The sequence below is a fragment of the Archangium sp. Cb G35 genome (assembly GCF_001896145.1).
In the GTDB taxonomy this organism is placed as follows: domain Bacteria; phylum Myxococcota; class Myxococcia; order Myxococcales; family Myxococcaceae; genus Archangium; species Archangium violaceum.
The window spans coordinates 1,235,308-1,261,702 of record NZ_MPOI01000001.1 but is presented as its reverse complement, the minus strand read 5'-3'; the positions used below and the strand labels follow the sequence as shown (position 1 = coordinate 1,261,702).

The following is a 26,395-nucleotide window of genomic DNA, read 5'->3' as shown; positions in this document are numbered from 1 at the left end:
CCTCGACTTCCGGGGCCGTCTGATTCTTCCCCGGAAGCCCGGTGACTGCCAAGTCACCCGCCGGCCCGGGTGCTCCTCAGGCCGGCTTGCGCAGGCGGGCGCGGTAGACGGGCTCCCCGCTGGCCAGGTAGCGCCGCTCCCGCGTGGAGGGCACCTCCTCGGGGTCATAAGGGTGGAAGATACCCTTTCCCAGGGGATTGACGAAGCCGGCGTCCTCCAGGATGGACAGCATGGACACACCCCGGTCCTGAACGTCCGTGCGCATGTCGAAGAGGCCGCCGGGCTTGAGCTTGTCCAGGAGCAGCTTCGCGAACTCGGGCTGGATGACGGCGCGCTTGAAGTGGGCGCGCTTCCACCAGGGGTCGGGGAACTGCAGGTGGATGGCGTCGAGCGACTGGTCCGCGAAGATGCGCGGCACCACGAAGCGCGCGTCCGCCTCGAGTACCCGCAGGTTGCGCAGGCCCATCTTGCTGCCGCGGTCCAGGGTGTCCCGCGCGTATTTCTTGCGCCACTCGAAGGCGACGAAGCGCACCTGGGGGTTGCGCCGGCAGTACTCCAGCGCGTGGCCACCGGCGCCGGAGCCGATCTCCAGCTCGAGGGGTCCAGAGAAGCCGAACTCCGCGTCCCAATCGGGAGGGGTTTCGAGCTGGGCCAGATGCAGGCCGACGGGATCGGGGAGGAGGCGGGGGCGGGCCATGACGGATGCGTGACGCTGGGGGGCCTCTTCGCATGGGCCGGGGCGGTCTGGCCAGGGCAAAGCGACGGCTTTGGGGGTATACCGGCGCTCCATGAAGGTCTTCCACGGTGTGACGGAGGCGCGGGAGCTGGCCGGCTGTTCGCTCGCGCTGGGCAACTTCGATGGGGTGCACCTGGGCCATCAGGCCCTCTTCGCCGAGGCCCGGCGCCAGGGTTCGCCCACCGCCGCGCTCACCTTCCTGCCCCACCCGGGCAAGGTGCTGCAGCCGGAGCTGGCCCCCAAGCTCATCTCCCTGCTGCCGCGCAAGCTGGAGCTCTTCGAGGACTGTGGGCTGGACGCGGCCGTGGTGCAGCCCTTCACGCGCGAGTACGCCCGCCACTCGCCGGCCGACTTCGAGGCCTCGTTGCTGGACGTGCTGGGCGCGCGCCACATCGTGGTGGGCTACGACTTCACCTATGGCGCCGCCCGCGCCGGCACCGCGGACACCCTGCGCGAGGCCGCCGCCGCCCGGGGCGCCCAGGTGCACGTGGTGCCTCCCGTCACCGTGGATGGGGTGGTGGCCTCGTCCTCCAAGGTGCGCGAGTACATCCTCGAGGGCCGGGTCAGCGCGGCGCAGCGCCTGTTGGGGCGGCCCTTCGACCTGGACGGCACCGTCGTCACCGGTCATGGGCGTGGCCGGGGCATCGGCTTCCCCACCGCCAACGTGGACACCCAGAACGAGCTGCGGCCCGCCGCTGGCGTCTACGCCATCCGCGTCCGCTTCCTCGGCGCCTCCGGGTCCACTCCGGACGCCACCTGGCTCCCCGGGGTGGCCAATATCGGCGTCAAACCCACCTTTGGCGTCAACGAGGTCACCATCGAGGCGCACCTGCTGGACTTCAGTGGTGATCTCTACGGGCGGGAATTGAGGGTGCAGTTCCTGGAGCGGCTGCGCGCCGAGCGCCGTTTTGGCTCGGTGGCGGAGCTCGTGGGGCAGATCAAGAGGGACGTCGAGGCTGCTCGGGCGGTTATCGCCCGGGCGTCCGGCTGAACTTTTCCCGAGTAGATTCAACGGTTTGCCAGGAGAGCGGGCCTGAGACGCCGCCTTGACAGGCCCGCGCGTCCCTTTCTTTAATCCTGAAACATCGGTGCGCTCGTATCCGCGCGCACCAGGGCGTCCTCTCGCGCCGACACGCGAGGGGAGCCATCAAGCCATTTCAACGTTCGAGGCCATCTGAATGTCCGGTCGACTTGGTGAACTGCTGGTTCGTGAGAACCTCATTTCCGTCCAGCAGCTGCGCAAGGCCCAGGAGGAGCAGCAGAAGACGGGCACGCGTATCGGCACCGCCCTCATCAAGACGGGAGCCATCGAGGAGTCCAAGCTCACCGACTTCCTCTCCAAGCAGTACGGCGTCCCGGCCATCAACCTGAAGGACTTCGACATCGACGCGGAGATCATCAAGCTCGTGCCGAAGGAAGTGGCCGAGAAGCACCTGGTGATTCCCGTCAACCGCGCCGGTCCCTCGCTCATCGTGGCGATGTGCGATCCGTCCAACATCTACGCGGTGGACGATCTGAAGTTCCTCACCGGCTACAACGTGGAGCCGGTGGTCGCCTCTGAAATCTCCATCCGCGAGGCCATCGAGCGCTACTACGCCGAGAAGGGCCCGGACATGAACGCGCTCGTCGAGGAGATGGCCGACGACATCGAGGTGGCCAAGGAGGAGGAGGAGGATGGCAACGTCGAGCAGATGGCCCGCGCCGCGGACGACGCCCCCGTCGTCAAGCTGGTGAACCTCATCCTCCAGGACTCCATCAAGAAGGGCGCCTCGGACATCCACGTCGAGCCCTACGAGAAGGACTTCCGGGTCCGCTTCCGCATCGACGGCTCCCTCTACGAGGTGATGCGCCCTCCGATGAAGCTGCGCAACGCCATCACCAGCCGTCTGAAGATCATGGCGAACCTGGACATCTCCGAGCGCCGCCTGCCGCAGGACGGCCGTATCAAGATCAAGCTCGGCGGTGGCAAGGAGATGGACTTCCGCGTCAGCGTGTGCCCCACGCTCTTCGGCGAGAAGGTGGTGCTCCGCCTCCTGGACAAGTCCAACCTCCAGCTGGACATGACGAAGCTGGGCTTCGATCCGCAGCCGCTGGCCTGGTTCAAGGAGGCCATCGAGCGCCCCTACGGCATGGTGCTGGTGACGGGTCCCACGGGCTCCGGCAAGACGACGACGCTCTACTCGGCGCTCTCGATGCTGAACCAGATCGACACCAACGTCGCCACCGCCGAGGACCCGGTCGAGTTCAACTTCGCCGGCATCAATCAGGTGCAGATGCATGAAGACATCGGCCTGAACTTCGCCGCGGCGCTGCGCTCCTTCCTCCGTCAGGACCCGGACATCATCATGATCGGTGAGATCCGCGACTTCGAGACGGGTGAAATCGGCGTCAAGGCAGCGCTCACGGGCCACCTGGTGCTCTCCACGCTGCACACCAACGACGCGCCGGGCACGGTGAGCCGTCTGCTCAACATGGGTATCGAGCCCTTCCTCGTGACGGCCTCGCTCAACCTGATTCTCGCCCAGCGTCTGGCGCGCCGCCTGTGCGCCGCCTGCAAGCGGCCGGCGGAGAACGTGGACGAGCAGGCCCTGCTCAACGCCGGCGTGCCCGCGGAGAAGCTCGGCACCTTCACGCTCTACGAGAAGGTCGGCTGCCGCGACTGCAACGACCGTGGCTACCGCGGCCGCGTGGCCATCTACGAGGTCATGCCCTTCTGGGATGGCCTCAAGGAGCTGGTCATCAACGGCGCCTCCGCCGCCGAGCTCAAGCAGGAGGCCATCCGCCTGGGCATGAGCTCTCTGCGCATGTCGGCCCTGGCGAAGATGATGGACGGCGTCACCACGCTGGACGAGGTGGTGGCCAACACGGCGCCCGACACCTTCTGACCCTCTCGCACCACCCGCCACACCCCCTACCCGAAGGACGGTTTTCGTGAATCTGCATCAGCTGCTCAAGGCGATGGTCGAGAAGGGCGCCTCCGACCTCCACATCACCACCGGCTCCCCGCCCCAGCTCCGCGTGGACGGCGAGCTGGTGCCGCTCAAGACGGCCCAGCTCACCCCGGTGGAGACCAAGCAGCTCTGCTACTCCATCCTCACGGACGCCCAGAAGCACAAGTTCGAGGAGGAGAACGAGCTCGACCTGTCCTTCGGTGTGAAGGGACTCTCCCGCTTCCGCGCCAACATCTACATGCAGCGCGGCGCGGTGGCCGGTGCCTTCCGCACCATTCCCTTCAAGATCCTCACCTTCCAGGAACTCGGCCTGCCCCCCGTGGTGGCCGAGCTGGTGAAGAAGCCGCGCGGCCTCATCCTGGTGACGGGTCCCACGGGCTCGGGCAAGTCCACGACGCTCGCGTCCATGGTGGACAAGATCAACACCGATCGTCACGAGCACATCATGACGATCGAGGACCCCATCGAGTACCTGCACCCGCACAAGAACTGCCTGGTGAACCAGCGCGAGGTGGGCGCGGACACGCGCAACTTCAAGACGGCGCTCAAGTACATCCTCCGGCAGGATCCGGACGTGGTGCTGGTGGGCGAGCTGCGTGACCTGGAGACGATCGAAGCGGCGCTCGTCATCGCCGAGACGGGCCACACCTGCTACGCCACGCTGCACACCAACAGCGCGGTGCAGACCATCAACCGCGTGCTGGACGTGTTCCCCCCGTACCAGCAGCCGCAGGTGCGCGCGCAGCTGTCCTTCGTGCTGGAGGGCGTGATGAGCCAGTCGCTCATCGCCAAGCAGGGCTCTCCGGGCCGCGTGCTGGCGCTGGAGGTGATGATCCCCAACCCCGCCATCCGCAACCTCATCCGTGAGGACAAGGTGCACCAAGTCTACTCGGCCATGCAGGTGGGCCAGGCCAAGTTCGGCATGCAGACCTTCAATCAGGCCCTGGCGCAGCTGCTGGCGCGGCGGCTCATCTCCCAGGAAGAGGCTTTCGGCCGCTCGAGCGACCCGGACGAGCTGCGCAACATCCTGTCGGCGGGCACGGGTCCTGGTGGCGTGCCTGGTCAGCGGCCGGCCGGTCCTGGCGGACGCTAATTCGCGAAATTCGACGCAGGGGATAGACTCGCATCCCCTCGGAGGGCTGTATGGCGGCAACGGCAACCCAGAAGTCTGCATCCCCAAAGTCCAAGAACACAGCCCAGTTCCTCTGGGAGGCCAAGACCAAGTCTGGCGAGACCAAGAAGGGAGAGATGGAGGCCTCCGACATCGAGGCGGTCAATGCCCGTCTCAAGTCGCTCGGTCTCAACCCCGTCAAGGTCCGCCGCAAGGGTCTCCTCGACTCCGACCTGAACCTGACCATCGGTACGGGCGTCACGGGCAAGGACATCCTCGTCTTCACCCGTCAGTTCGCCACGATGATCGACGCCGGCCTTCCGCTGGTGCAGTGCCTCGACATCCTCGGCAGCCAGATGGACAACCCGGCCTTCCGCAAGGTCGTGTTCGCCATCAAGAACAAGGTGGAGCAGGGTTCCACCTTCGCCGACGCGCTGGCGGACCACCCCAAGGTCTTCGACGAGCTCTTCGTCCAGCTGTGCGCGGCCGGTGAGGTCGGCGGTATTCTCGACAACATCCTCAACCGTCTCGCGGCCTACCGTGAGAAGAACGAGAAGCTCAAGCGCAAGGTCAAGGGCGCGATGACCTACCCGGCCATCGTGCTCCTCGTGGCCTTCGGCGTGACGGCGCTGCTGCTCCTCAAGGTGACGCCGACGTTCGCGAAGATGTTCTCCGACTTCGGCCAGGCGCTGCCGGCGCCCACCCAGTTCGTCGTGGACCTGTCCGAGTGGGCGCAGAAATACGTGCTCCACGCCTTTGCTGGCATCGCCGCCATCGCCATCGCCTTCACGTACACGTACCGGCATCCGCAGGGACGGCGCTTCCTGGACAAGGTATTCCTGATGGCGCCCATCTTCGGGCCCGTCATCCGCAAGGTGGCGGTGGCGCGCTTCACCCGTACGCTCGGCACGATGATCTCCTCGGGCGTGCCCATCCTGGACGCGCTGGACGTGACGGCGAAGACGGCCGGTAACCGCTCCGTGGAAGAGGCCATCTACTTCGTGCGCGGGAAGATCGCCGAGGGCAAGAACATCGCCGGTCCGCTGCTGGAGACGAAGGTGTTCCCGCCCATGGTGGTGCAGATGATCGGCGTGGGTGAGGCCACGGGCGCCATGGACACCATGCTCAACAAGATCGCCGACTTCTACGACGACGAGGTGGACACGGCCGTCGCCGGTCTCACGGCGATGATCGAACCGCTGATGATGGTGTTCCTCGGCGGCGTGGTCGGTGGCTTCCTCATCTCGATGTACCTGCCCATCTTCGCCATCGCCGGTGCCGTCAAGTAGCGTCGGCGGTCTCGTGCTCGCGGCGCCTCCGCAGTCGGATGCGCTGCGGACACGGCTGGTGTGGCTCACCGTGTTCCGCACGGTGGCCGTCAGTCTGTCGCTGGTGGCGGTGGTGGCCCGGCTGCTCATGCAGCCGCTGGTGGAGGAGCCCAGCCGCGGCGACACGTTGTCCTTCACCGTCATCGGGCTCGTCTACCTCTTCACCCTGGTGTACGGCCTCATGCTGCGCGGGGGCCGGGCGGACCGGGTGGCGGCGGTGGTGCAGGTGGTGGGTGACCTGCTCATCGCCTCGGTGCTCGTCTTCCTCACCGGAGTGGGGGACAGCCCCTTCACCTTCCTCTACCTGCTAGCCGTCATTGGCGCGAGCATCCTGCTGGATGGCCGGGGCGCGCTGCTCGCCGCGGGGGCCGGAGCCATTGCCTACGGCTCGCTGCTGATGGCGGTGAAGCTGCGGTGGCTGGAGCCGCCCCTGGGCGTGGGGGACATCACCCGGCAGCGCCTGGCCTTCCTGCTGGGCAGCAACGTGCTGGCCCTCTTCCTCATCGCCGCGCTGGCCGGCTACCTGACGCGCCAGCTGTCGGCCACGGGCGGGAGGCTGTCCGAGCGCGAGGCGGACCTCAAGAAGCTCGACACCCTGCAGCGGCAGATATTGGCCTGCATGCCCTCGGGGCTCATCACCTGCGACGAGTCGGGGCGGGTCACCTTCGTCAACGGGGCCGCGCGCTCCATCCTGTCCCTGGAGGGGCGGCTGGTGCCGGGCCTGCACGTGGAGTCCCTGCTGCCGGGCTCCCTGGGGCCGGAGGTCCGCCAGCGCCGCCGCGAGCTCACGGTGCAGACGCCCTCGGGCCTGCGCACGCTCGGGCTGACGGTGACGGGGCTGGAGGGCAGTGGAGGCGGGGGCACGCTCGTCGTCTTCCAGGACCTGACGGAGCTGCGCCGCATCGAGGAGGACCTGAAGCGCGCGGACCGGCTGGCCGCCCTGGGGACGCTGGCCGCCCAGCTCGCCCATGAGATTCGCAACCCCCTGGCCGCCATGAGGGGCTCGGCGCAGCTGCTCGTCCAGGAGCCCGGCGGGGACCCCACGTCGGCCAAGCTGGTGGAGATCCTCCTGCGCGAGTCGGACCGGCTGTCCAAGTTGGTGGAGGACTTCCTGCGCTTCGCCCGTCCGCCGCCTCCCGTCAAACAGGCGTTGGACCTGGAGGTGCTGGTGGCGGAGACGGTGGACATGTTGCAGGCGGATCCGCTGGCCTGGCAGGTCGGGGTGGAGCAGGTGCTGGCCCCGCTGCGGGTGCCGGTGGACGCGGATCAGCTCCGCCAGGTGCTCATCAACATCCTGCGCAACGCCTTCCAGGCGGCGGGCCCGGGAGGCCGGGTGCGGGTGACGCTGGAGGGCGCGGACGAGCTGGCCCTGCTGCGCATCTGGGACTCGGGGGGAAGCATTCCCTCCGCGGACCTGTCGCGCATCTTCGAGCCCTTCTTCAGCACCCGGGAGGGTGGTACCGGGCTGGGTCTGTCCACTGCGTACTCCATCGTGCGCTCGCATGGTGGCAACATCCGGGTGTCCTCCTCTCCGCAGGAGGGCACCGAGTTCCTCATCCAGCTGCCCGTGCAGGGTTGAGGGGGAAAGGGAGAGCGTGGCCGTGCACATCCTGGTGGTGGACGATGAGCTGTCGATGCGCGAGTTCCTGGAGGTGCTGCTGACCCGTGCGGGTTACCAGGTGACGTGCGCGGACGGCGTGAAGGCGGCCCGGGAGGTATTGGGCTCGGCGAAGGTGGACCTGGTCATCACCGACATGAAGCTGGGCTCCTCGCAGAGTGGCATGGACGTGCTGCGCGCCACGCGCTCGCTGCCCGAGCCGCCCGAGGTCATCGTCATCACCGCTTTTGGCACGGCGGCGTCGGCGGTGGAGGCCATGCGCGAGGGGGCGTACGACTACATCGGCAAGCCCTTCGACAACGAGGAGCTGAAGCTGCTGGTGCAGAAGGCGCTGGAGAAGCGCTCGCTGCGCCAGGAGAACGTGTCGCTGCGCGAGCACCTGGTGCCCGGCGCGGGGGTGATGGGGGTGGGGCGCAGCGAGCGGATGCGCGCCGTGTGGGGCCTGGTGGAGAAGGTGGCGCCCACGCGCTCGACCGTCCTCATCCACGGGGAGAGCGGCACGGGCAAGGAGCTCATCGCCCGGGCCATCCACCTCAAGAGCCAGCGGGCGGGCCAGCCCTTCCTTCCCGTCAACTGCGCGGCCCTCAACGAGGGCGTGCTGGAGAGCGAGCTCTTCGGCCACGTGAAGGGCGCCTTCACCGGGGCCACGCAGGAGCGGCCGGGCCTGCTGGTGCACGCGGGCGAGGGGACGGTGTTCCTCGACGAGATTGGCGAGGTGCCGCTGGCCACCCAGGTGAAGCTCCTGCGCGTGTTGCAGGAGCGCAAGGTGAAGCCGGTGGGCAGCTCGGCGGAGATTCCCTTCCACGCGCGCGTGGTGGCCGCCACCAACCGGCGCCTGGAGGCCGAGGTGAAGGCGGGGCGCTTCCGGGAGGATCTCTTCTACCGGCTCAACGTCATCACCCTGGAGCTGCCGCCGTTGCGCGAGCGGGCGGGAGACATCGCGTTGCTGGCCGAGCACTTCCTCGAGCGCCAGCGCAAGGAGCTGGCGCGGCCGGGGATGCGCTTCTCACCGGAGGCGCTGTCGGTGCTGTCCGCCTACTCCTTCCCGGGCAACGTGCGGCAGCTGGAGAACATCGTCGAGCGCGCGGCCACGCTGGCGGATGGGGACGTGCTGACGCTGGGCTCGCTGCCGCCCACGCTGCGCGGTGAGCCGGCTCCGTCCCTGGTGGCGGCGGCCCCGTCGGCGGAGGTGCAGCTCGGCCCCGGCTTCTCACTGGAGCACCACCTGGATGATGCCGAGCGGCGCTACCTGCTGGCCGCCCTGGCCCAGGCCGGCGGGGTGAAGATTCGCGCGGCGGAGCTGCTCGGGCTGACGTTCCGCTCCTTCCGCTACCGCCTGGCCAAGCACGGGCTGTCGGAGCGGGAAGACGAGGCCTGAGCCCCGTCTCCCCGGGCCGCGGGCCTCAGCGGAAGTCGCGCCGGTTGAAGAGGATGATGGCCAGCGCCACCAGCACGCCGGTGAAGGCCATGCCGTACGCGGCGGCCGACAGCAGCTCGCTGGAGGTGACAGGGGCGTAGTACGTCGCGTGCGGCCGGTAGTTGAAGCGGGAGAGGTCCGGCAGCACGTAGTACACGGCCTTGCCCAGCGCCTGGATGGCTCCGCTCTGGGACTTCGAGGCCAGCTTGTAGATGTCCGACGACAGGTGGCCGGCGAAGTAGACGCTCACCGTGACGAACGCCGACACCATCTGGCTGGAGAAGCTGGACATCAGGAAGCCCACGGCGCTGAGCACCCACAGCTCGAACCACAGCATGCCCACCGCCGCCAGGTGCGCCGGGCTGATGGGGCTCTGGTAGAAGTACATCATCGCGAAGAAGAGCGCGGCCATGAGCAGCTGCAGCACCGTCACGGTGAGCATGTTGCCCGCCAGCCGGCCCACGAGGAACGCGCCACGCGACAGCGGCTTGGACACCATGAGGAAGATGGTGCGCCTCTCAATCTCCCGCGAGATGAGCCCGCTGGAGAGGAAGATGGCGAGCAGCACCAGCATCAGGCTCATGGCTCCCAGGCCCACGTCGGTGATGACGCGATCGAACGTGCCGACGGTGATCTCCAGCACGAGCGTGGTGGACATGAGCATGGCCAACGCGAAGATGGCCACCAGCAGGGTGACCCGGTTGCGCCGGGCCTCCCTGAAGCCATTGAGCGCCAGGGCGATGAACGGACCCATCACGAAATCTCTCCTCCAACGGGACCCTGCTTCGCCTCTTCCAGGGCACGCAGGAACAGTTCTTCCAACGAGAAGCGGGCGGGGTGGAGCTGGGTGACCCGTCCCCCCTGCTCCAGCAGGCGCTTGAGCAGCGGCTGTGCATCCGACTCGCGCACGTGCAGCAGTACGCGGTTCTCCAGCGGCCGGGCCATCTCCAGGGTGATGCCCATCGCCTGGATGCGCTCCAGCGGCAGCCCCTCCACCGTCATCTCCACGTGCGTGGTCTGCGAGCTCACCAGCTCGGCCACGCTGCCCTCGCGCACGCGCCGGCCACCCACCAGCACGGCCACCCGGTCACAGAGCGCCTCCACGTCCGGGATGATGTGCGTGCAGAAGAGCACCGTGGTGCCGCGGTGGCGCTCCTCGAGGATGAGATCGCGGATCTGCCGGCGGCCCACGGGATCCAACCCCGAGGTGGGCTCGTCCAGGATGAGCAGGGCGGGCTTGGACACCAGGGCCTGCGCCAGCGCCACGCGCTGCACCATGCCCTTGCTGTAGCGGCGGATCTGCAGGTTGGCGGCGCGGGTCATCTGCACCATGCCCAGCACCTCGGAGACCCGGTCATCCAGCTCCTTGCCGCTCAGGCCATTGAGCCGTCCCGACAGCGTGACGAACTCGCGGCCCGTGAGGTACTCGTAGGGCGCGGGGTTCTCCGGCACATAGCCCACGCGGCGGCGTGCCTCACGGTCCGACGGGGACAGGCCGAACAGCCTCGCCTCGCCTCCCGAGGGCTGCACCAGGTTCAGGAGGATCTTGATGGTGGTGGACTTGCCGGCGCCATTGGGCCCGAGCAGTCCATACACCTGGCCCGGCATCAGCGAGAGATCCAACGACTGGAGGGCACGCACCTGCCGGTTCATGAGGAAGCCGAGCCGGTACGTCTTGGACAGGTTTCGGATTTCGATGGGAGAGGGAGAGTCCATGGGTTCACCGCTCCATGGGCATGGCCCACTGGTAACCACGGTTGTCGGGGGTGAAGATCTCGAGCCGCCGCTGCTGCGTATGGGAATAGGCGCGTTCATCGCTACCAATGAAGAACCCGCCGTCCTGGGGGTCGTACGGCGGCCTGTCCAGGAAGCCCAGCCACAGCAGCGTGTTGATGTCCGGAGGGGCCACGCCGAACTCCTGGCGGAAGCGGCCGATGGAGGCCTCCACGCGCCGCAACTCGCCTTCGAGCTCCAGGTCCCTCACGCGCTGCTTGAAGATCTCCCGCGTCTCCTCGTCCTCCGCGGAGTTCGCGAGGGTGCGGGCCAGCGCGAGGCCCGCGTCCACGCTCCCGGATTGGGCGTAGAGGCGGGTGGCCAGGGCGGGCAGGTACGAGGGCGCGCCCGGCAGCTTCGAGGCCCGCTCCAGGACTTGGGCGGCCTCCTGGTACTGCTGGTGGAAGGCGCTCAGGTTGTAGGCCAGCAGCACGTGCATCTTGAGATCGTCCGGGAACTGCTTCAGGCCCTTGCGCAGAAGACGTGTGGACTCATCGGTGTTGGCCCAGATCTCCCGTCCGGTATTGGTGGGCAGCACGCCGCCGGCGAACACGTAGACGAGGCCGAATTTCGGATCCAGGTCCGTGGTGAGATCCGCATACGGATAGATGTCTCTGTACTCTTCGGCCACGAAGGCACGGCCGGTGGACTGGATGGTCTGAAGCCAGAAGTAGTCGGCGACCAGTTCCAGGTATCCACGGCCGGCCAGGCGCAACAGCTCCTGGCGGGGGAGCAGGGGCTCCTGGTGGGGACCTCGGGGCTGCTGACGAGGCGGCGCCGCGAGCAGGACGAGAGCGGTCAGGCAGAAGGCGCCAACCAGCAGGGCAGGCAGGGAAGTTCGCGACCTCATGGGCGGCATTAAAACAGAAAGGACACCCGGCTTTATGCCCGAGTGTCCTCTCATTTTCGACGGCGGCTCACAAGAGCCTATCCGGCGAGGCGACTACATCAGTCGCAATCCACGTCGTTGTAGTTCATGTACGGCGTACCGGCGACGGCCATGGTCTCGTCGGCGTTGCCGCAGGAGGCCGTACCCGTGGAGTCACCCGTGGAGATGTACCAGGTGTCGATACCGGCGGTCTCGTTGTCGATGTTGCCGGCGGCGATCGCGTCGATGTTGCAGCCGGGGCAGGAGCCGGAGATGCCCGGCTTCAGGGGCGCGCCGCCCGTGCCGGCGTGGTTCAGGTTGACCGTGGCGGCCGTCGGGTTCGTCGTGGAGCCCTTGAACTTACCGGTGTCCACCGTGATGCCGGTGGCGGAGGTCTGGTCGGCCTTGATCGCCTCGCCCTTGCGCTCCTCGAAATCCAGGGTCTGCGCGAAGTAGTAGGCGTAGCGGTTGCCGCGCTCGGGGGCGTAGCCGATGATCTTGATGTCCTCCTCGTAGCGGTCCTTCTCCTGGAGGAAGGCGCGCTGCGTGGTGAACCAGGCCTTCAGGTTGGCCTTGGCCTCGCCCTGCTTGGAGCGAGCCTGGAACTTGATGAAGTTCGGGATGGCGATGGCGGCGAGGATGCCGATGATGGCCACCACGATCATGAGCTCGATGAGCGTGAAGCCGCGGTTCTTACGGGCGAACAGACGGGTCATTTGAATTCCCTTCGGGTGAAGGAGGGGTTGCGGCCGAAGCCGTCGTGAGGAATAGCACGAACGGTGCCAGGATCAAACCCTTGCAGCCTTCACGCTGATCCAAGGACTTGGCTTTGGCGCGCGGCGTGGGTGACGGTTTTGGGGTGCCAATTTTTGTCACCAGGTGACAGGAATCGTCTGCCCCGGTGACGCGCTTGGGCCCTATGCTCCGCCATCCGCGGATGCTCGCGGAACGAAGGGACGCGGAACGTGACTCCTCAGGCGGTGGAAGGCGCGGCCGTGACGCTGGTTTTCGTCATGGGCCTGCTCTTCGGCAGTTTCTTGAATGTCGTGATCGCTCGCGTGCCCGCGGGCGAGAGCATCGTGCGTCCCCGCTCGCGGTGTCCTCGATGCGGGCATCAACTCGCGTGGTACGAGAACATTCCAGTCCTGTCGTGGCTCGCGTTGCGTGCGCGTTGCAGCTCGTGCGGTCTGCCCATTTCCTGGCGCTACCCGCTCATCGAGCTGCTCACCGCGCTGCTCTTCCTGGCCTGCCAGCGCCGCTTTGGTTGGACGCCCGAGCTGGTGGCCGCGCTGGTGCTGGTGCTGCTGCTGGTGCCGCTCTCCTTCATTGATCTGGAGCATTGGATCCTCCCGCAGGAGCTGACGTGGCCGGGAATCGTCGCCGGGGTGGCGCTGTCCGTGCCGATGGGGATGGACCGGGTGCGCGACTCCGTCATTGGCGCGGTGGTGGGCTTCCTCGTCTTCTGGGGGATGGAGTGGCTGGGGGAGAAGATCTTCAAGAAGGAAGCGCTGGGCGCGGGAGACAAGGATCTGCTCGCGCTCATTGGCGCCTTCCTCACGTGGAAGCCGCTGCTCGCCGTCATCTTCCTGTCCTCGTTGCAGGGAGCGGTGGTGGGCTCGCTGATGCTGCTCGTCCGCGGGCGGGCGGGACCGGTGCCGGACCCCGAGCCGGAGTCCCCCACCGCGCCGCCGCCGGCCACGCCTTCCGAGACCGAGAGTCCCCAGGCGGCGGAGGGGCCCGGGCCGGTGCCGAAGCCGGAGGGAACGGAGCCGGTGGCCGCCCGGGAGGGTGACGAGGAGGGCGAGGAGGAAGACGACTGGGAGCCGGGCCCCACCAACATCCCCTTCGGACCCTGGCTGTCGCTCGCGGCGCTCGAGGTGATGCTGCTCGGTCCATGGCTGCGCGAGGTGTTGCCGGTGCCGCTGGACATGCTGTTCGCGGGAGCCCGGTGAGCGAGGGCGGACGCGGATGAAGTGGCGGATCGCCAGCATCGCCTTCCTGCTCAGCGTGGTGGGCACGGGCTTCACCTGGCTCACCTTGCAGCGGCCGTTGCTGACGCTGTTGGAGGTGGCACGGCACGGCTCGGCGCCCGGCTCGTTGGAGGCGGCGGTGTTGTCGCGGACGCTGGGCTCGTTGCCCTTCCTCCTGATGCTGGACCTGGTGCTGCTCACACTCCTGGCGTACGGGGTGTTGGACTTCATGGTGGGCCGGCCCCTGCGGCGCACCGAGGTGGTGGTGGAGCAGCTCGGCCGGTTGGAGCTGGACGTGTCGGTTCCGGAGAGCCCGGGGCCGCTGCTCTCGCGCATCCAGCGGGCGCTCTCGCGGATGGCGGCGGCGCTCCAGGAGGAGCAGGAGACCACGCGGCGGCAGGTGGAGGCGCTGCGGGCGGCCAACGCGCGCCTGGCCCAGGCGCAGACGGAGCTCGTCTCGGCGGAGCGGCTGGCCACCGTGGGCCGGCTCGCCGCGGGCGTGGCCCATGAGGTGGGCAACCCGCTGGCGGGCATCCTCGGCTACCTCTCGCTGGCCGGAGCCCGCGTGAAGGATCCCGAGGTGCAGGAATACCTCGGGCGCATCGATCATGAGGTGCAGCGCATCGACGGCATCGTCCGGGGCCTGCTGGAGATCGGCCGTCCCGCGCGCGAGCAGCTGGGGCCGGTGGAGGTGGGGAACGTGGTGGAGACGTGCGTGCAGCTGGTGAAGGTGGGCCGGGACTTCTCGCGGGTGCGGCTGGAGCTGGACCTCACCCCCGGACTGCTCGCGCGGGCGGATTCGGGCCCGCTGTCACAGATCGTCATCAACCTGTTGCTCAACGCGGTGCAGGCCATGGGAGGGGAGGGGCTCGTCCGGCTCGCCACCCGGAGTAGTGAGGAAGGGGAGGTGATGCTGGTGGTGGAGGACACGGGGCCTGGCATCCCGGCGGAGGTGATGCCGCGCCTCTTCGAGCCCTTCTTCACCACCAAGGAGCCCGGTCAGGGCACGGGACTGGGTCTGGCCGTCTCGCGGTACCTGTCGGAGGGCATGGGGGGGCGGCTCACGGCGGAGAACATGCCGGGAGGGGGTGCTCGCTTCTCTGTCCGGCTGCCAGCCATCTGAGGCGGAATCTGGCCGCGCACCCCGGAGTGGGCTACTTCTGAAGGGTCCCATGGCCCTCTTCCGCAGCATCCTCGTCGCCGACGACGAGCCCTCCGTCCGCCACGTGCTCACCCTGGTGCTCTCGGGGATGGGCTATGAGGTGCGCGCCGTGGCAGATGGAGAGGAGGCGCTGCGGGAATTGTCCGCGCGCGGCTACGACGTGCTCCTGTGCGACGTGCGAATGCCCAAACGCGACGGCCTGTCCGTGCTGCGCCAGGCGCTCGCCGAGCACCCGGGGCTGACGGTGGTGGTGATGAGCGCCTACGGCTCTCAGGAGCAGGCGCTCGAGGCGGTGGGGGCCGGCGCGTACGACTACGTGCGCAAGCCCTTCAAGCCCGAGGAGATCGTCTTCGTCCTGCGCAAGGCGGAGGAGCGCGAGCGGCTGCTGCGGGAGAACCGGCGTCTGCAGGCCTCCGGCGGCGTCGCGCCCGGCGAGGGCATCCTCGGCGAGAGCGAATCCATGCGCGTGGTGATGCGGCAGGTGGAGCGGCTCGCGCCGGTGGGCACCACCGTCCTCATCACCGGCGAGAGCGGGACGGGCAAGGAGCTCATCGCCCGGGCCCTGCATGCGCGCTCCCCCCGGGCCGCCATGCCCTTCGTCGCCGTCAACTGCGGCGCCATCCCCACGGGCCTCATCGAGAGCGAGCTTTTCGGCCATGCCCGGGGGGCCTTCACCGATGCGCGCACCGCCCGGCGCGGCCTCTTCAGCGAGGCCGACGGCGGCACGCTCTTCCTCGACGAGGTGGGGGAGCTGCCCCCGCCCGCCCAGGTGAAGCTGTTGCGCGTGCTACAGGAGGGCGAGCTGCGCCCGGTGGGGGAGAACCGCGCGGAGAAGGTGGACGTGCGCGTCCTGGCCGCGACCCTGCGCGATCTGGGCCGGCTGGTGGAGCGGGGCGAGTTCCGCGAGGACCTCTACTACCGCCTCAACGTGGTGAACGTGCGCGTGCCCCCGCTGCGCGAGCGCCACTCGGACATCCTCCTGCTGGCCCGCGCCTTCCTCCTGCGCTTCAACCGCGAGCTCAACCGCGAGCCCCCCGTGCGCGGCTTCGGCCCCGAGGCCGAGGCCCTCCTGGCCTCCTACGCCTGGCCCGGCAACGTGCGCGAGCTGGAGAACGCGATGGAGCGCGCCGTCCTGCTGGCCGAGGGAGAGCTGATCCTCCCGGAGAACCTGCCAGAGCGGCTCTGGGCCACGCCCCCACCGGCCAGCGCGCCCGCGCTCACCCCCACGCGCCCCTCTTCCGAGGCCAACCTGTCCCTCAAACAGGCCATCCGCGACCTGGAGGAGTCCTACATCCGTGCCGCCCTGCGCCGCACCCGGGGCAACCGCACCCGAGCCGCCGAGGTGCTGGAGATCAGCCATCGGGCCCTGCTGTACAAAATCAAGGAGTACGGAATCGACGCGGACGCCGAGGGGGAGCGAGGCTGACTGGCTGCCGGGTAGAGGACGGAGCGGGGAGCGGGGCGATTTGACGGAACGCGTCCGAAGCCGGAAAATCGGCCCCACAAGAGCGGCGTGGGTGCACCGCCGTGGGATTCCGGGGGACAGATTGGCCGTCTGCTGCACGGGCAGGCGCGGAGCACTTTTTAGGAGGGCCCGCGAGCCGGTGCTACGCTGGCGGCCCCTCCAGGAGCAATGACTGTATGGCGAAGGGAAAGCTGGCTCTCGGTCTCGATATCGGATCGACCTCGGTGAAGATGATCCTCCTCAAGGAGCAGCGCAAGCGCGGCCAGGTGAGCTACGCGCTGCAGAGCTTCGGCATGAAGCCGCTGCCTCCCGAGGCCATCGTCGACGGCGCGCTCATGAACTCCACCGCCATCGTCCAGGCGCTGCAGGAGTTGATGACCGAGCTGAAGGTCAAGAACAAGGAGGTCGCCATCGGCGTCTCCGGCCACTCGGTCATCATCAAGAAGATCCAGATGCCCCGGATGAGCCAGGAGGAGCTCGAGGAGAGCATCCAGTGGGAGGCGGAGCAGTACATCCCCTTCGACGTGAAGGACGTGAACATCGACACGCAGATCCTGGACGCGGGCGGCAATGACGCCACCGGCCAGATGGACGTGCTGCTGGTCGCGGCCAAGAAGGACATGATCAACGACTACACCACCGTGGTCTCCGAGTCGGGGCTGCAGCCGGTGGTGGTGGACGTGGACGCCTTCGCCGTCCAGAACATGTTCGCCTCCAACTACGACGTCCCCGACAAGGAGACGGTGGTGCTCATCAACGCGGGCGCCTCGGTGGTGAACATCAACATCATCTCCAACGGCATCACCGTCTTCACCCGTGACGTGACCATCGGTGGCAATCAGTTCACCGAGGAGATCCAGAAGCAGCTCAACGTCTCCTACGAGGAGGCCGAGGCGCTGAAGATCGGCGGCACGCGCGGGGACTCGGACGCCGTGGTTCCCCAGGAGGTGGAGCGGGTGCTGATGGGCGTGGCCGAGCAGGTGGCCGGTGAAATCCAGCGCTCGCTGGACTTCTACGCGGGCACCGCGGTGGACGCCAACTTCACCAAGGTCTACCTCTCCGGCGGAACCGCCAAGATTCCGGCGCTGTTCAAGACCATCGAGACGCGCGTGGGCGTGCCGGTGGAGATCCTCAATCCGTTCCGGAAGATCGACGTGGACAACCGCAAGTTCGACCCCGCCTTCATCATGGAGGTGGCGCCGATGGCCGCGGTGGCCGTGGGTCTGGCATTGCGCAAGCCCGGTGACAAGCTCGGCTGATCCTCCTCCATCCTCGTCTTCGAAGGACCGACGCACATGATGATTCGTATCAACCTGCTGCCCGTCCGGGCCAAGGTCAGGCCGAACGCGGGCCGCCAAGTCCTGGCGCTCCTGGCGTTCGTGCTCGTGGGCGCCTGCGTGGGCAACTACATGTGGTACGCCGATCGCGCTGGCGTGGTGGACAAGCAGGCCGATGGCCTGGCCAGCACCAAGCGCCGCATCGCCGATCTCGACAAGACGATCGGCGAAGTGAAGAACATCAACACCCGCAAGACCGAGGTGGAGAAGAAGCTCGCCGTCCTGGACGAGCTGCGCCGCGGCCGCTCCGGTCCGGTGCGCATGCTGGACGCGCTGTCCACCGCGCTGCCCAAGAAGGTGTGGCTGCGCACCTTCAACGAGGAGCGCGGCAACGTGAAGATCGCCGGTTCCGCCGTCAGCCATGACGACGTGGCCGAGCTGATGCGCAATCTCAACGGCATGGTGTGGACGCCCAAGGGCATTGGCCGTCTGGTGGAGCAGCGCCGTGAGGCCAAGACGTCCCGCGTGGAGCTGGTGGCGGCCGAGTCCGCCATCGAGGAGTTCCCCGTGACGGACATCAAGTCCTTCTTCTCCAACGTGGAGCTGAAGAGCACCCAGCAGGGTGCCTCCAAGCCCAATGAAGTGAGCACGGTGGTCTTCGACATCCTGCTCACCGCCAACTACGCCATCTGAGAGGACCTGGAGCCATGGACAAATACCTCGAGAGGCTCGCGAAGGCCCCCCCCGCCGTCCGCTTCGGCGGCCTGGCGGCCCTGGTGGTGCTGCTGACGGCCGCCAACTTCTTCTTCGGCATCCAGCCGCTGGAAGTGGAGATGGAGCGGCAGCGCGGCGAGCAGCGCAAGCTGGACCTGGAGCTGGCCGAGAAGAGTGAGATCGCCCAGAACCTCAATGAGCGCCGGCGCGAGATGGACGTGCTGGAGCAGCGGCTCGCCGAGGCCCTCACCGAGCTGCCCGAGAACAAGGACATCGAGGAGCTGCTCGCGCAGCTCAACGACATCGGCAAGAAGGCCGGGCTGGAGATCGCCCGCGTGGAGCCGGGTCCGGAGACGGTGGGCGGTGGTGATTTCTTCGCCCGCATCCCCATCAAGATGGTGGTGAGCGGCAACTACCACGAGATCGCCATGTTCCTGCAGGAGGTCTCGACCATGCGGCGCATCGTCAACGTCAACAACATCAAGCTCGATGGCGCCAAGGTGAAGAACGAGAAGGTGATGCTCAACACCTCCTTCCTCGCGACCACCTTCCGTTTCGTCAACACGGCGAATGTGGCCGAGAGCTCGAAGAAGAAGAAGAAGTAAGCAGAAACTTGATCGGTCCTGGAAATGGGGCGACAAGGGGACCCGCGGATGAAGACGTTCCACTCCATGTTGATTTCGGGGGCATTGGCCCTCGCGCTCGCCGGTTGTGGCGAGGAGGCGGCGGCGCCGGCAGCGGCGGCCGCAGCCAAGCCCAAGGCCGAGGCGCCAAAGGAGAAAGCCCCGGTGGCGACCACGGTGGTGACCGCTCCCGGCTACGTCTACAGCTACAATCCCATGGGCCGGCGGGATCCGTTCCGCAGTCCCATCGAGGACATGGTGCGCGAGAATCCGCAGCCCGGTGCCCAGGTGACGGCCTGCACCGAGCCGCTGTGCCAGTGGGACATCGATCAGCTCAAGCTGGTGGCGGTGATCACCGGTGATGCCAACCCGATGGCCATGGTGGAAGATCCCATGGGCCGCGGCCACATCGTGCGCCGTAACACCCGGATGGGCCGTCAGGGTGGCAAGGTGACGCAGATCCTCCGTGAGGAGGTCATCGTCACGGAGACGACCACCACGGCGGACCGGGTGGTCTACAACCCGGTGAAGCTGGAGCTGAAGCAGCAGGATGGCCGGGTGGACCCCGCCTACGACCTGATGACGGGCAAGAACTGGGAGCCGTAGTGGCCCGGTGACATGGGAGCCGGGGAGTCCCTGGCGCCCATGGCCCATTGCAACTTGTTGAGGGGAAGCATGCTCGAGGAGAGCGCTGTGACGAGGGGCAAGTTGATGAGCGTGGTGGCCGCCCTGGCGGTTGCCATCGTAAGTGTCGGGGCCGAGGCCGCCGAGCTCAATACGTTGCGCGACCTGAAGGTCGTGCAGACGGGTTCGGGCGCCCAGGTGGTGGTGGCCGGCACGCGGGCTCCTACCTTCACCGTCTTCCGGCTGAGTGGTCCGGAGCGGCTGGTGGTGGACCTCTCGTCGGCGGACGCCACGGGCATCAAGGGACACCACAACGGACAGGGACCGGTGGCCGGAGTGGTGGCCTCCCAGTTCTCGGACGAGCGCGCGAGCGTGGGCCGGGTGCTGGTGGCCCTGCACCAGGCCGCGCAGTACGACGTGCGCGCGGACGGCAACAAGGTCATCATCTCCGTGGACGGAGCGGTGGCCGAGGCGAAGGTCGCCGAGGCGAAGGCGCCCGCGGTCAAGGCGGAGCCGGTGACGCCGGCCGCGCCCGAGCCGAAGCCCGCCGCCGTCGCCAGCGCCGCGCCCGCTCCGGTGGTGGCCCCCGCGCCGCAGCCGGCCGCGGCCGAGCCGCAGGAGAAGAAGTCCGCCGCGCTGCCCGAGAACGTGGTGGCGGCCGAGGCGGACGAGCGCGAGGTGGCCCACCCGGCCCGCCGCATCACCGCCCTGTCCTTCGCCCGTGACACCCTGAGCATCCGCGCGGACGGCGAGGTCGCCCGCTACGAGGTGCTGGAGCTGGCGGATCCTCCCCGGCTCGCGGTGGACGTGTACGGCGTGGGCCTGTCGGCGCGTGCCCCGCGCATCCGCTCGGGCGTGCTGAAGGACGTGCGCGTGGGCGCCCACTCGGACAAGGTCCGGCTGGTGCTCGACGTGCGCGGGCAGATGCCCGGCTACGAGGTGGAGCGCACCAGCCGCGGCCTGGAGGTGGTGCTCGGTGGCAAGGTGGCCCGCAAGCCTTCCGCGCCCGCCGACACGCCCGAGAAGGTCGTGGCGGAGAACGAGCCCGTGCGCGTCAAGCCCGTGGACGCCCAGCTGGCCACCGTGGAGGTGAAGGATCTGACCTTCGACGAGAACGAGTCCGGTGGCCGGGTGAACCTGAAGCTGTCGGGCGCGGTGGCCTGGAAGGTGGAGCGGCCGGATCCGCGCAGCGCCGTGCTGTCCATCGAGAACGCCCGGCTGCCGCGGCGTCTGGAGCGCAGCCTGGACACCAGCGCGCTGGAGACGCCGGTGAAGATGATCAGCGCCTTCGCGGTGCCCGGCGAGGGCAACCGGGTGCGCGTGGTGGTGGCCGCGGACGGCGCCATCGAGGAGAACGTGAGCCAGGTGGGCGGTGGCCTGTCCTGGAGGCTGAGCGTCAAGGGCGTGAAGACGGAGCAGGTGACCGTCACCCAGCGCACCGCCGGCTTCACCGCCGAGGCGCCCACCTATGCTTCCGAGGGCGCGCCCCAGCAGGCCCGCTACCGCGGCAAGAAGGTGTCCTTCGAGTTCAAGGACATCGACATCCAGAACCTGCTGCGCGTCATCGCGGAGATCTCCAAGAAGAACATCGTCGTGGCCGATGACGTGTCCGGCAAGGTGACCATCCGCCTGCGCAACGTGCCCTGGGATCAGGCGCTGGATCTCATCCTGCGCACCAAGTCGCTGGGCAAGGAGGAGATCGGCAACATCGTGCGCGTGGCTCCGCTCAAGACGCTGGAGGAGGAGGCCCGGCTGCGCCAGGAGCGCAAGAAGTCGCTCGTGGCCCAGGAGGAGCTGCTGGTGAACCTCATCCCGGTGAACTACGCGTCGGCCAGCGAAATGTCGAGCCGCGTCAAGGATGTGCTGAGCGAGCGCGGCACGGTGACGGTGGACGCGCGCACCAACGTGCTCATCGTCAAGGATGTGCGCGCCAACGTGGAGAAGGCGCGGGCGCTGGTGCGCAACCTGGATACGCAGACGCCGCAGGTGCTCATCGAGAGCCGCATCGTCGAGGCCAACACCTCGTTCAGCCGCGAGCTCGGTGTGCAGTGGGGTGGTCAGGCCTCGGCCGCGCCCTCCACGGGCAATCCCACCGGCCTCATCTTCCCGAACACCGCGGTGGTGACGGGTGGTATCGATGGCACGGCGCCGGGCGTCTCCGACATCCCCAACTTCGCCGTCAACCTTCCGGTGGGCGCCGGCCTGGGCTCCGGTGGTGCGCTCGGCTTCGTCTTCGGCTCGGCCGGTGGTGCGCTCACCCTCAACCTGCGCCTGTCGGCGGCGGAGAACGAGGGTGTCGTGAAGACCATCTCCGCCCCCAAGGTGACGACGCTGGACAACAACACCGCCCGCATCAGCCAGGGTGTGTCCATCCCGTTCAGCCAGGTGTCCGCGTCCGGTGCCAACACCACCTTCGTCGAAGCGCGTCTGTCGCTCGAGGTGACGCCCCACGTCACCCAGGATGGCAGCATCATGCTGACCATCAACGCGGCCAACAACCAGCCGGATCCCTCGCAGACGGGTGCCAACGGCCAGCCCGCCATCCAGCGCAAGGAGGCCAACACCCAGGTGCTGGTGAAGGACGGCGACACCACCGTCATCGGCGGCATCTACGTGCGCCGTGGCAGCACCCAGAGCAACGCGGTGCCCTTCCTGTCCAAGATTCCGGTGCTGGGGTTGCTGTTCAAGAACTTCCGCGAGCGTGACGACCGTCAGGAACTGCTGATCTTCATCACGCCGCGCATCCTCAACCGGCAGACGATTGCCCAGTCCCTGTAGCCGGTCCCTCCTCTACGGTCCAAGGAGTCGATGTCCATGAAGCGATTGATGACGATTGCGGCGCTGGCACTGGGGCAGGCGGCCTGTGTGGCCAACCAGGGGGATGCGCCCTTCAGATTCCTCGATGCCCGCGCGCTGACAGTCGAAGAGGACGCGTGCGTGCCCTCCGATGAGCTCGTGATTGGCTCGGGCAGCATCGACCTGTCCGGTGTCCCCGCTGGTATTGCTCCGAACTACCTGCTGGCCATGAGTGTCGAGACGAACAACTCCTCCCAGCCCATCGTCATCAACCAGGAGCCGTTCTCGGGCCCGGGGCTCAGCGACATCACGATGAACGAGCTCGTCTATTCCTACGAGTTCGTGCCGAGCGGTGGTGGCGCGGCCGCGAACCTGATCGACACCGAGGAAGAGAGCACGGCCGTCTACCGCGTCCTGCGTCCTGGGACCGACGCCGACCAGAGCTACGTGTTCATGGATGCGTTCGGCCCCAAGGGGTCCGCGGCACTCGTTGGCAAGGATGGGACCGTGTTCGCCACCATCAAGGGCCGGGGCCGGCTGAGCAGTGGTCAGGTGGTGGAGAGCAACAAGTTCACCTTCCCGATCACCGTGTTCACCAGCGGGGCCAGCTACGTGTGCGCGGCACCTCTCGTTCCCGCCGGCAGGTGCGTGATCGGGCAGGATGTACCCAGGTTTCCCCCCGGCACCACCGCCTGCGTCTCTGAGTAGTGCTTGACCCCCTCCCCAGAGCCTCCTACAAGCCAGCCGCCATGTCCTTCCGCACGCACCTCGAGTCGGTGGTCAACCAGGTAGACGGGGCCCTGGCCTGCAGTGTGATGGGTTTCGACGGGATCTCCGTGGACACCCATCAGAGGGATGACGCGGCCGAGCTGGAGCTGAACGGGGCCTGGGTGGAGTACGCCAACCTGCTCGGTCAGCTCCGCCAGGCCGCCGAGACCCTCAAGACGGGGGAGGTCCAGGAGGTCAGCGTCAACAGCGAGCGGGTGCTCACGCTGATGCGCCTCATCACCCCGGAATACTTCCTGGTGCTGGCGCTCCGGGCGGACGGTAACTATGGGAAGGGCAGGTACGTCCTCCGGGTGATCGCCCCCAAGATTCGCGCCGAGTTGTAGACCGCCGAGCGGACGGCGCAGCGCGCCGCGCCTTTCCCCTTTGCAAGGCGCGGCGCCTCGGCTAGACACCCCGGACTTTTCAAGCTGTCCGAAGGAGCCTGTCCATGGCTGGTGTCATCGATACGTCCGAGTTCCGCAAGGGCATGAAGATCGAAATCGACGGTGAGCCGTTCGAGATCGTCGAGTTCCAGCACGTCAAGCCGGGCAAGGGCTCGGCTTTCGTGCGCACGTCCATCCGCAGCCTGCTGACCGGGCGCGTGCTCCAGCCGACCCTCAAGTCCGGCGAGAAGGTGGCCAAGCCCGACATCGAAGAGAAGGACATGCAGTTCCTGTACGAGCAGGGCGGCGACTTCTACTTCATGGACACCCGCAACTACGAGCAGACCTTCATCAGCGCGGATGTCCTCGGGGAGTCGAAGAACTTCCTCAAGGAGAACATCAACGCCTCCATCCTGTTCTACAACGGCAAGGCCATTGGCGTGACCCTGCCGAACTCGGTGGACCTGAAGGTCACCAAGTGCGATCCGGGCGTGCGCGGCGACACCGTGTCCGGCGCGCTGAAGCCGGCCACGATGGAGACGGGCTACACCGTCAACGTGCCGCTCTTCATCAACGAGGGTGACATCCTCAAGATCGACACGCGTGACGGCAAGTACCTCACGCGCGTGGCCACCGCGGGCTAAGCGCCCACTGCGGTTCAGGGAGGGGACGGAATTGGCAACCAAGCGCAAGGCAGTGCGAACGGAGCCCGCGGCCACCGTGCAGTCCGGCAGCGCCCGTATCGAGGGCAACACCACGTCCCTGGACGTGGAGGCCCTCCGGCAGATCGTGGAGATCCTCGAGGCCTCCGAGGTGACGCGGCTCGTCTGGCAGCGCGGTGAGGAGCGGCTGTTCATCCGCCGTGGCCCCGTGCCGGCTCCCACCATCGTGCACGCGGCTCCCGTGACGCCCTCGGTGAGCCCCGCGCCGGTGATGGCCGCCGCGCCGGTGATGGCCGCCCCTCCTCCCGCCGTGCACCATGCTCCGGCCCTGGCGGCCGCCGCGGCTCCGGCCGCCGCGGCTTCCGCGGCCGAGAAGCCCGGTCACTCCGTTACCAGCCCGTTCGTGGGCACGTTCTACCGGACGCCCGCCCCGGACCAGCCCCCCTTCGTCGATGTGGGCTCGGTGGTGAAGAAGGGCCAGGTGCTCTGCATCATCGAGGCCATGAAGCTGATGAACGAGATCGAAGCCGACGTGGCGGGCCGCGTGGCGGAGATCCTCGTGGAGAACGGGCAGCCGGTCGAGTTCGGCCAGGCGCTGTTCCGCATCGAGCCGGTCTGACATAGCGGGCGCCGAGCGCCCCGCGGAGGCACGACATCGTGTTCAAGAAGGTGCTGATCGCCAACCGCGGGGAAATCGCCCTGCGGGTCATCCGTGCCTGCCGTGAGCTGGGCATCGCCACCGTGGCGGTGCACTCCACGGCCGACGCCAACGCCCTGCACGTGCGGTTCGCCGATGAGTCGGTGTGCATCGGCCCGCCGCCGTCCAAGGAGAGCTACCTCAACATCCCGCAGCTGCTCTCCGCGGCGGAAATCACCCGGGCGGACGCCATCCACCCCGGCTACGGCTTCCTCTCGGAGAACGCCGAGTTCGCCAAGGTGTGCCGGGACTGCAAGATTCATTTCATCGGCCCCCGGCCGGAGATGATCTCGCTGATGGGCAACAAGGTCCGCGCCCGCAACGCCGCGCGCGAGGCCGGCCTGCCCCTGCTGCCCGGCAGCATCGGCACGGTGAAGGACCCCAAGGAGGCCGAGGCCTTCGCCCGGGAGATCGGCTTCCCGGTCATCCTCAAGGCGGCGGCCGGCGGTGGCGGCAAGGGCATGAAGATCGTCCGCGAGCCGCACGCGCTGGCCCAGGCCTTCTCCACCGCGGCGGCCGAGGCCGTGGCGTCCTTCGGCAACGGCGACCTCTACATCGAGCGGTACGTGGAGAAGCCGCGCCACATCGAAATCCAGGTCGTGGCCGACGAGCACGGGCGCATCATCCACCTGGGTGAGCGCGAGTGCTCGGTGCAGCGCCGCCACCAGAAGCTGATTGAAGAGAGCCCCTCTCCGGCCCTCACCCCCGAGCTCCGCCAGCAGATGGGCGAGGTCTCCATCCGCGCCATGGAGAAGCTCGGCTACAACAACGTGGGCACCATCGAGTACCTGCTCGACGAGAACGGCCGCTTCTACTTCATGGAGATGAACACCCGTATCCAGGTGGAACACCCGGTGACCGAGCTCGTCACCGGCATCGACCTGGTGCGCGAGCAGATCAAGCTCTCCTCGGGCGAGCCCCTCCAGCGCAAGCAGGAGGACATCCAGATGCGCGGCCACGCGATCGAATGCCGCGTCAACGCCGAGGACCCCGTCACCTTCGCGCCCTGGCCGGGGAAGATCACCGCCTACAGCGTGCCCGGTGGTTATGGCGTGCGTGTGGACTCCAGTGCGTACGAGAACTACACGGTGCTGCCGTACTACGACAGCCTGCTGGCCAAGCTGATCGTGTACGCGGAGGACCGGCCCACGGCGATCCGCCGCATGCAGCGGGCGCTGGGCGAGTACGTGGTGCAGGGCATCCGCACCAACATCCCGTTCCACCGGGCGGCCATGGCGGAGGACTCCTTCGTCGAGGGCAACTACGACACGCGCTTCGTGGAGCGGCTGCTGGCGTCCGAGACGGGCACCCACCGTCTGAAGAAGGCCATCGAGGAGACCCCCTAGGCGGGCCTGCTCGCCTGCTCATCGCGCAACCCCCTGATCCTCCTGGGGGTTGGGGTGGGTGGATTCCTTGACCCGCGAGGGAGGATTCCGTTAGCCTCGGGACTCC

24 protein-coding genes are annotated in these 26,395 nt (G+C 67.8%); 19 read left to right on the top strand and 5 right to left on the bottom strand.

Annotation, left to right across the window (positions count from 1 at the left end; all coding sequences use genetic code 11):
* Positions 1 to 76: 76 nt before the first annotated feature.
* Positions 77 to 697 carry a tRNA (guanosine(46)-N(7))-methyltransferase TrmB gene (locus BO221_RS05285; RefSeq protein WP_073559157.1) on the bottom strand — a complete coding sequence of 207 codons (621 nt, stop codon included), beginning with the start codon at positions 695 to 697 and terminating at the stop codon, positions 77 to 79.
* 91 nt (positions 698 to 788) lie between these two features.
* Here BO221_RS05285 and BO221_RS05280 point away from each other — a divergent pair, with 91 nt between their 5' ends.
* From BO221_RS05280 to BO221_RS05255, 6 genes are all read left to right on the top strand, one after another.
* Complete coding sequence (locus BO221_RS05280; protein WP_073559156.1) at positions 789 to 1,727, top strand: bifunctional riboflavin kinase/FAD synthetase; 939 nt, start codon at positions 789 to 791, stop codon at positions 1,725 to 1,727.
* A 187-nt stretch (positions 1,728 to 1,914) separates the two neighbouring features.
* Positions 1,915 to 3,621 (top strand): type IV-A pilus assembly ATPase PilB, encoded by a 1,707-nt coding sequence (gene pilB / locus BO221_RS05275; RefSeq protein ID WP_073559155.1) that lies wholly within the window; start codon positions 1,915 to 1,917, stop codon positions 3,619 to 3,621.
* 46 nt (positions 3,622 to 3,667) lie between these two features.
* Positions 3,668 to 4,780, top strand: coding sequence for a type IV pilus twitching motility protein PilT (locus tag BO221_RS05270; RefSeq protein WP_073559154.1), 1,113 nt, complete (start codon positions 3,668 to 3,670; stop codon positions 4,778 to 4,780).
* A 50-nt stretch (positions 4,781 to 4,830) separates the two neighbouring features.
* Entirely contained in the window at positions 4,831 to 6,087 is a 1,257-nt protein-coding gene (locus tag BO221_RS05265) for a type II secretion system F family protein (protein WP_073559153.1), read from the top strand.
* A 13-nt stretch (positions 6,088 to 6,100) separates the two neighbouring features.
* Positions 6,101 to 7,705 (top strand): nitrogen regulation protein NR(II), encoded by a 1,605-nt coding sequence (locus BO221_RS05260; RefSeq protein WP_369864310.1) that lies wholly within the window; start codon positions 6,101 to 6,103, stop codon positions 7,703 to 7,705.
* Positions 7,706 to 7,727: 22 nt separating this feature from the next.
* Positions 7,728 to 9,122: a sigma-54 dependent transcriptional regulator gene (locus BO221_RS05255; protein WP_304528693.1), complete on the top strand. Its 1,395-nt coding sequence runs from the start codon at positions 7,728 to 7,730 to the stop codon at positions 9,120 to 9,122.
* 25 nt (positions 9,123 to 9,147) lie between these two features.
* Here the strand turns inward: BO221_RS05255 and BO221_RS05250 are convergent, their stop codons facing one another.
* The 4 genes from BO221_RS05250 to BO221_RS05235 all read right to left on the bottom strand — a co-directional run bounded on the left by BO221_RS05250 (position 9,148) and on the right by BO221_RS05235 (position 12,518).
* Entirely contained in the window at positions 9,148 to 9,915 is a 768-nt protein-coding gene (locus tag BO221_RS05250) for an ABC transporter permease (RefSeq protein ID WP_073559151.1), read from the bottom strand.
* Entirely contained in the window at positions 9,915 to 10,877 is a 963-nt protein-coding gene (locus tag BO221_RS05245; RefSeq protein WP_073559150.1) for an ABC transporter ATP-binding protein, read from the bottom strand. The genes BO221_RS05250 and BO221_RS05245 overlap by 1 nt, the downstream gene beginning before the upstream one ends.
* Before the next feature lie 4 nt (positions 10,878 to 10,881).
* Positions 10,882 to 11,784, bottom strand: coding sequence for a hypothetical protein (locus BO221_RS05240; RefSeq protein WP_233165676.1), 903 nt, complete (start codon positions 11,782 to 11,784; stop codon positions 10,882 to 10,884).
* Positions 11,785 to 11,882: 98 nt separating this feature from the next.
* Positions 11,883 to 12,518, bottom strand: coding sequence for a prepilin-type N-terminal cleavage/methylation domain-containing protein (locus BO221_RS05235; RefSeq protein WP_073559149.1), 636 nt, complete (start codon positions 12,516 to 12,518; stop codon positions 11,883 to 11,885).
* A 297-nt stretch (positions 12,519 to 12,815) separates the two neighbouring features.
* On the opposite strand from BO221_RS05235, the gene BO221_RS05230 reads away from it, so the two are divergent.
* From BO221_RS05230 to accC, 13 genes are all read left to right on the top strand, one after another.
* Positions 12,816 to 13,754, top strand: coding sequence for an A24 family peptidase (locus BO221_RS05230; RefSeq protein ID WP_073559483.1), 939 nt, complete (start codon positions 12,816 to 12,818; stop codon positions 13,752 to 13,754).
* Positions 13,755 to 13,770: 16 nt separating this feature from the next.
* Entirely contained in the window at positions 13,771 to 14,895 is a 1,125-nt protein-coding gene (locus BO221_RS05225) for a sensor histidine kinase (RefSeq protein WP_073559148.1), read from the top strand.
* Positions 14,896 to 14,944: 49 nt separating this feature from the next.
* Positions 14,945 to 16,360 carry a sigma-54 dependent transcriptional regulator gene (locus tag BO221_RS05220; RefSeq protein ID WP_073559147.1) on the top strand — a complete coding sequence of 472 codons (1,416 nt, stop codon included), beginning with the start codon at positions 14,945 to 14,947 and terminating at the stop codon, positions 16,358 to 16,360.
* A gap of 215 nt (positions 16,361 to 16,575) precedes the next feature.
* Positions 16,576 to 17,658 (top strand): type IV pilus assembly protein PilM, encoded by a 1,083-nt coding sequence (gene pilM, locus BO221_RS05215; protein WP_043391957.1) that lies wholly within the window; start codon positions 16,576 to 16,578, stop codon positions 17,656 to 17,658.
* A gap of 36 nt (positions 17,659 to 17,694) precedes the next feature.
* Entirely contained in the window at positions 17,695 to 18,369 is a 675-nt protein-coding gene (locus BO221_RS05210) for a PilN domain-containing protein (protein ID WP_073559146.1), read from the top strand.
* Positions 18,370 to 18,383: 14 nt separating this feature from the next.
* Positions 18,384 to 18,995, top strand: coding sequence for a type 4a pilus biogenesis protein PilO (locus tag BO221_RS05205; RefSeq protein WP_073559145.1), 612 nt, complete (start codon positions 18,384 to 18,386; stop codon positions 18,993 to 18,995).
* Between the two features lie 48 nt (positions 18,996 to 19,043).
* Positions 19,044 to 19,619, top strand: a complete 576-nt coding sequence (locus BO221_RS05200; RefSeq protein WP_052517843.1) for a pilus assembly protein PilP — start codon at positions 19,044 to 19,046, stop codon at positions 19,617 to 19,619.
* A 69-nt stretch (positions 19,620 to 19,688) separates the two neighbouring features.
* On the top strand, positions 19,689 to 22,415 hold the full coding sequence (pilQ, locus tag BO221_RS05195) for a type IV pilus secretin PilQ (RefSeq protein WP_073559144.1): 2,727 nt from the start codon (positions 19,689 to 19,691) through the stop codon (positions 22,413 to 22,415).
* Positions 22,416 to 22,451: 36 nt separating this feature from the next.
* Positions 22,452 to 23,141 (top strand): hypothetical protein, encoded by a 690-nt coding sequence (locus BO221_RS05190; protein ID WP_143195262.1) that lies wholly within the window; start codon positions 22,452 to 22,454, stop codon positions 23,139 to 23,141.
* A gap of 41 nt (positions 23,142 to 23,182) precedes the next feature.
* On the top strand, positions 23,183 to 23,545 hold the full coding sequence (locus BO221_RS05185) for a hypothetical protein (protein WP_073559142.1): 363 nt from the start codon (positions 23,183 to 23,185) through the stop codon (positions 23,543 to 23,545).
* A gap of 104 nt (positions 23,546 to 23,649) precedes the next feature.
* Entirely contained in the window at positions 23,650 to 24,228 is a 579-nt protein-coding gene (gene efp, locus BO221_RS05180; protein WP_073559141.1) for an elongation factor P, read from the top strand.
* 31 nt (positions 24,229 to 24,259) lie between these two features.
* Positions 24,260 to 24,865 carry an acetyl-CoA carboxylase biotin carboxyl carrier protein gene (accB, locus tag BO221_RS05175; protein WP_073559140.1) on the top strand — a complete coding sequence of 202 codons (606 nt, stop codon included), beginning with the start codon at positions 24,260 to 24,262 and terminating at the stop codon, positions 24,863 to 24,865.
* A 38-nt stretch (positions 24,866 to 24,903) separates the two neighbouring features.
* Entirely contained in the window at positions 24,904 to 26,289 is a 1,386-nt protein-coding gene (accC, locus tag BO221_RS05170) for an acetyl-CoA carboxylase biotin carboxylase subunit (RefSeq protein ID WP_073559139.1), read from the top strand.
* The last annotated feature ends 106 nt before the right edge of the window (positions 26,290 to 26,395 follow it).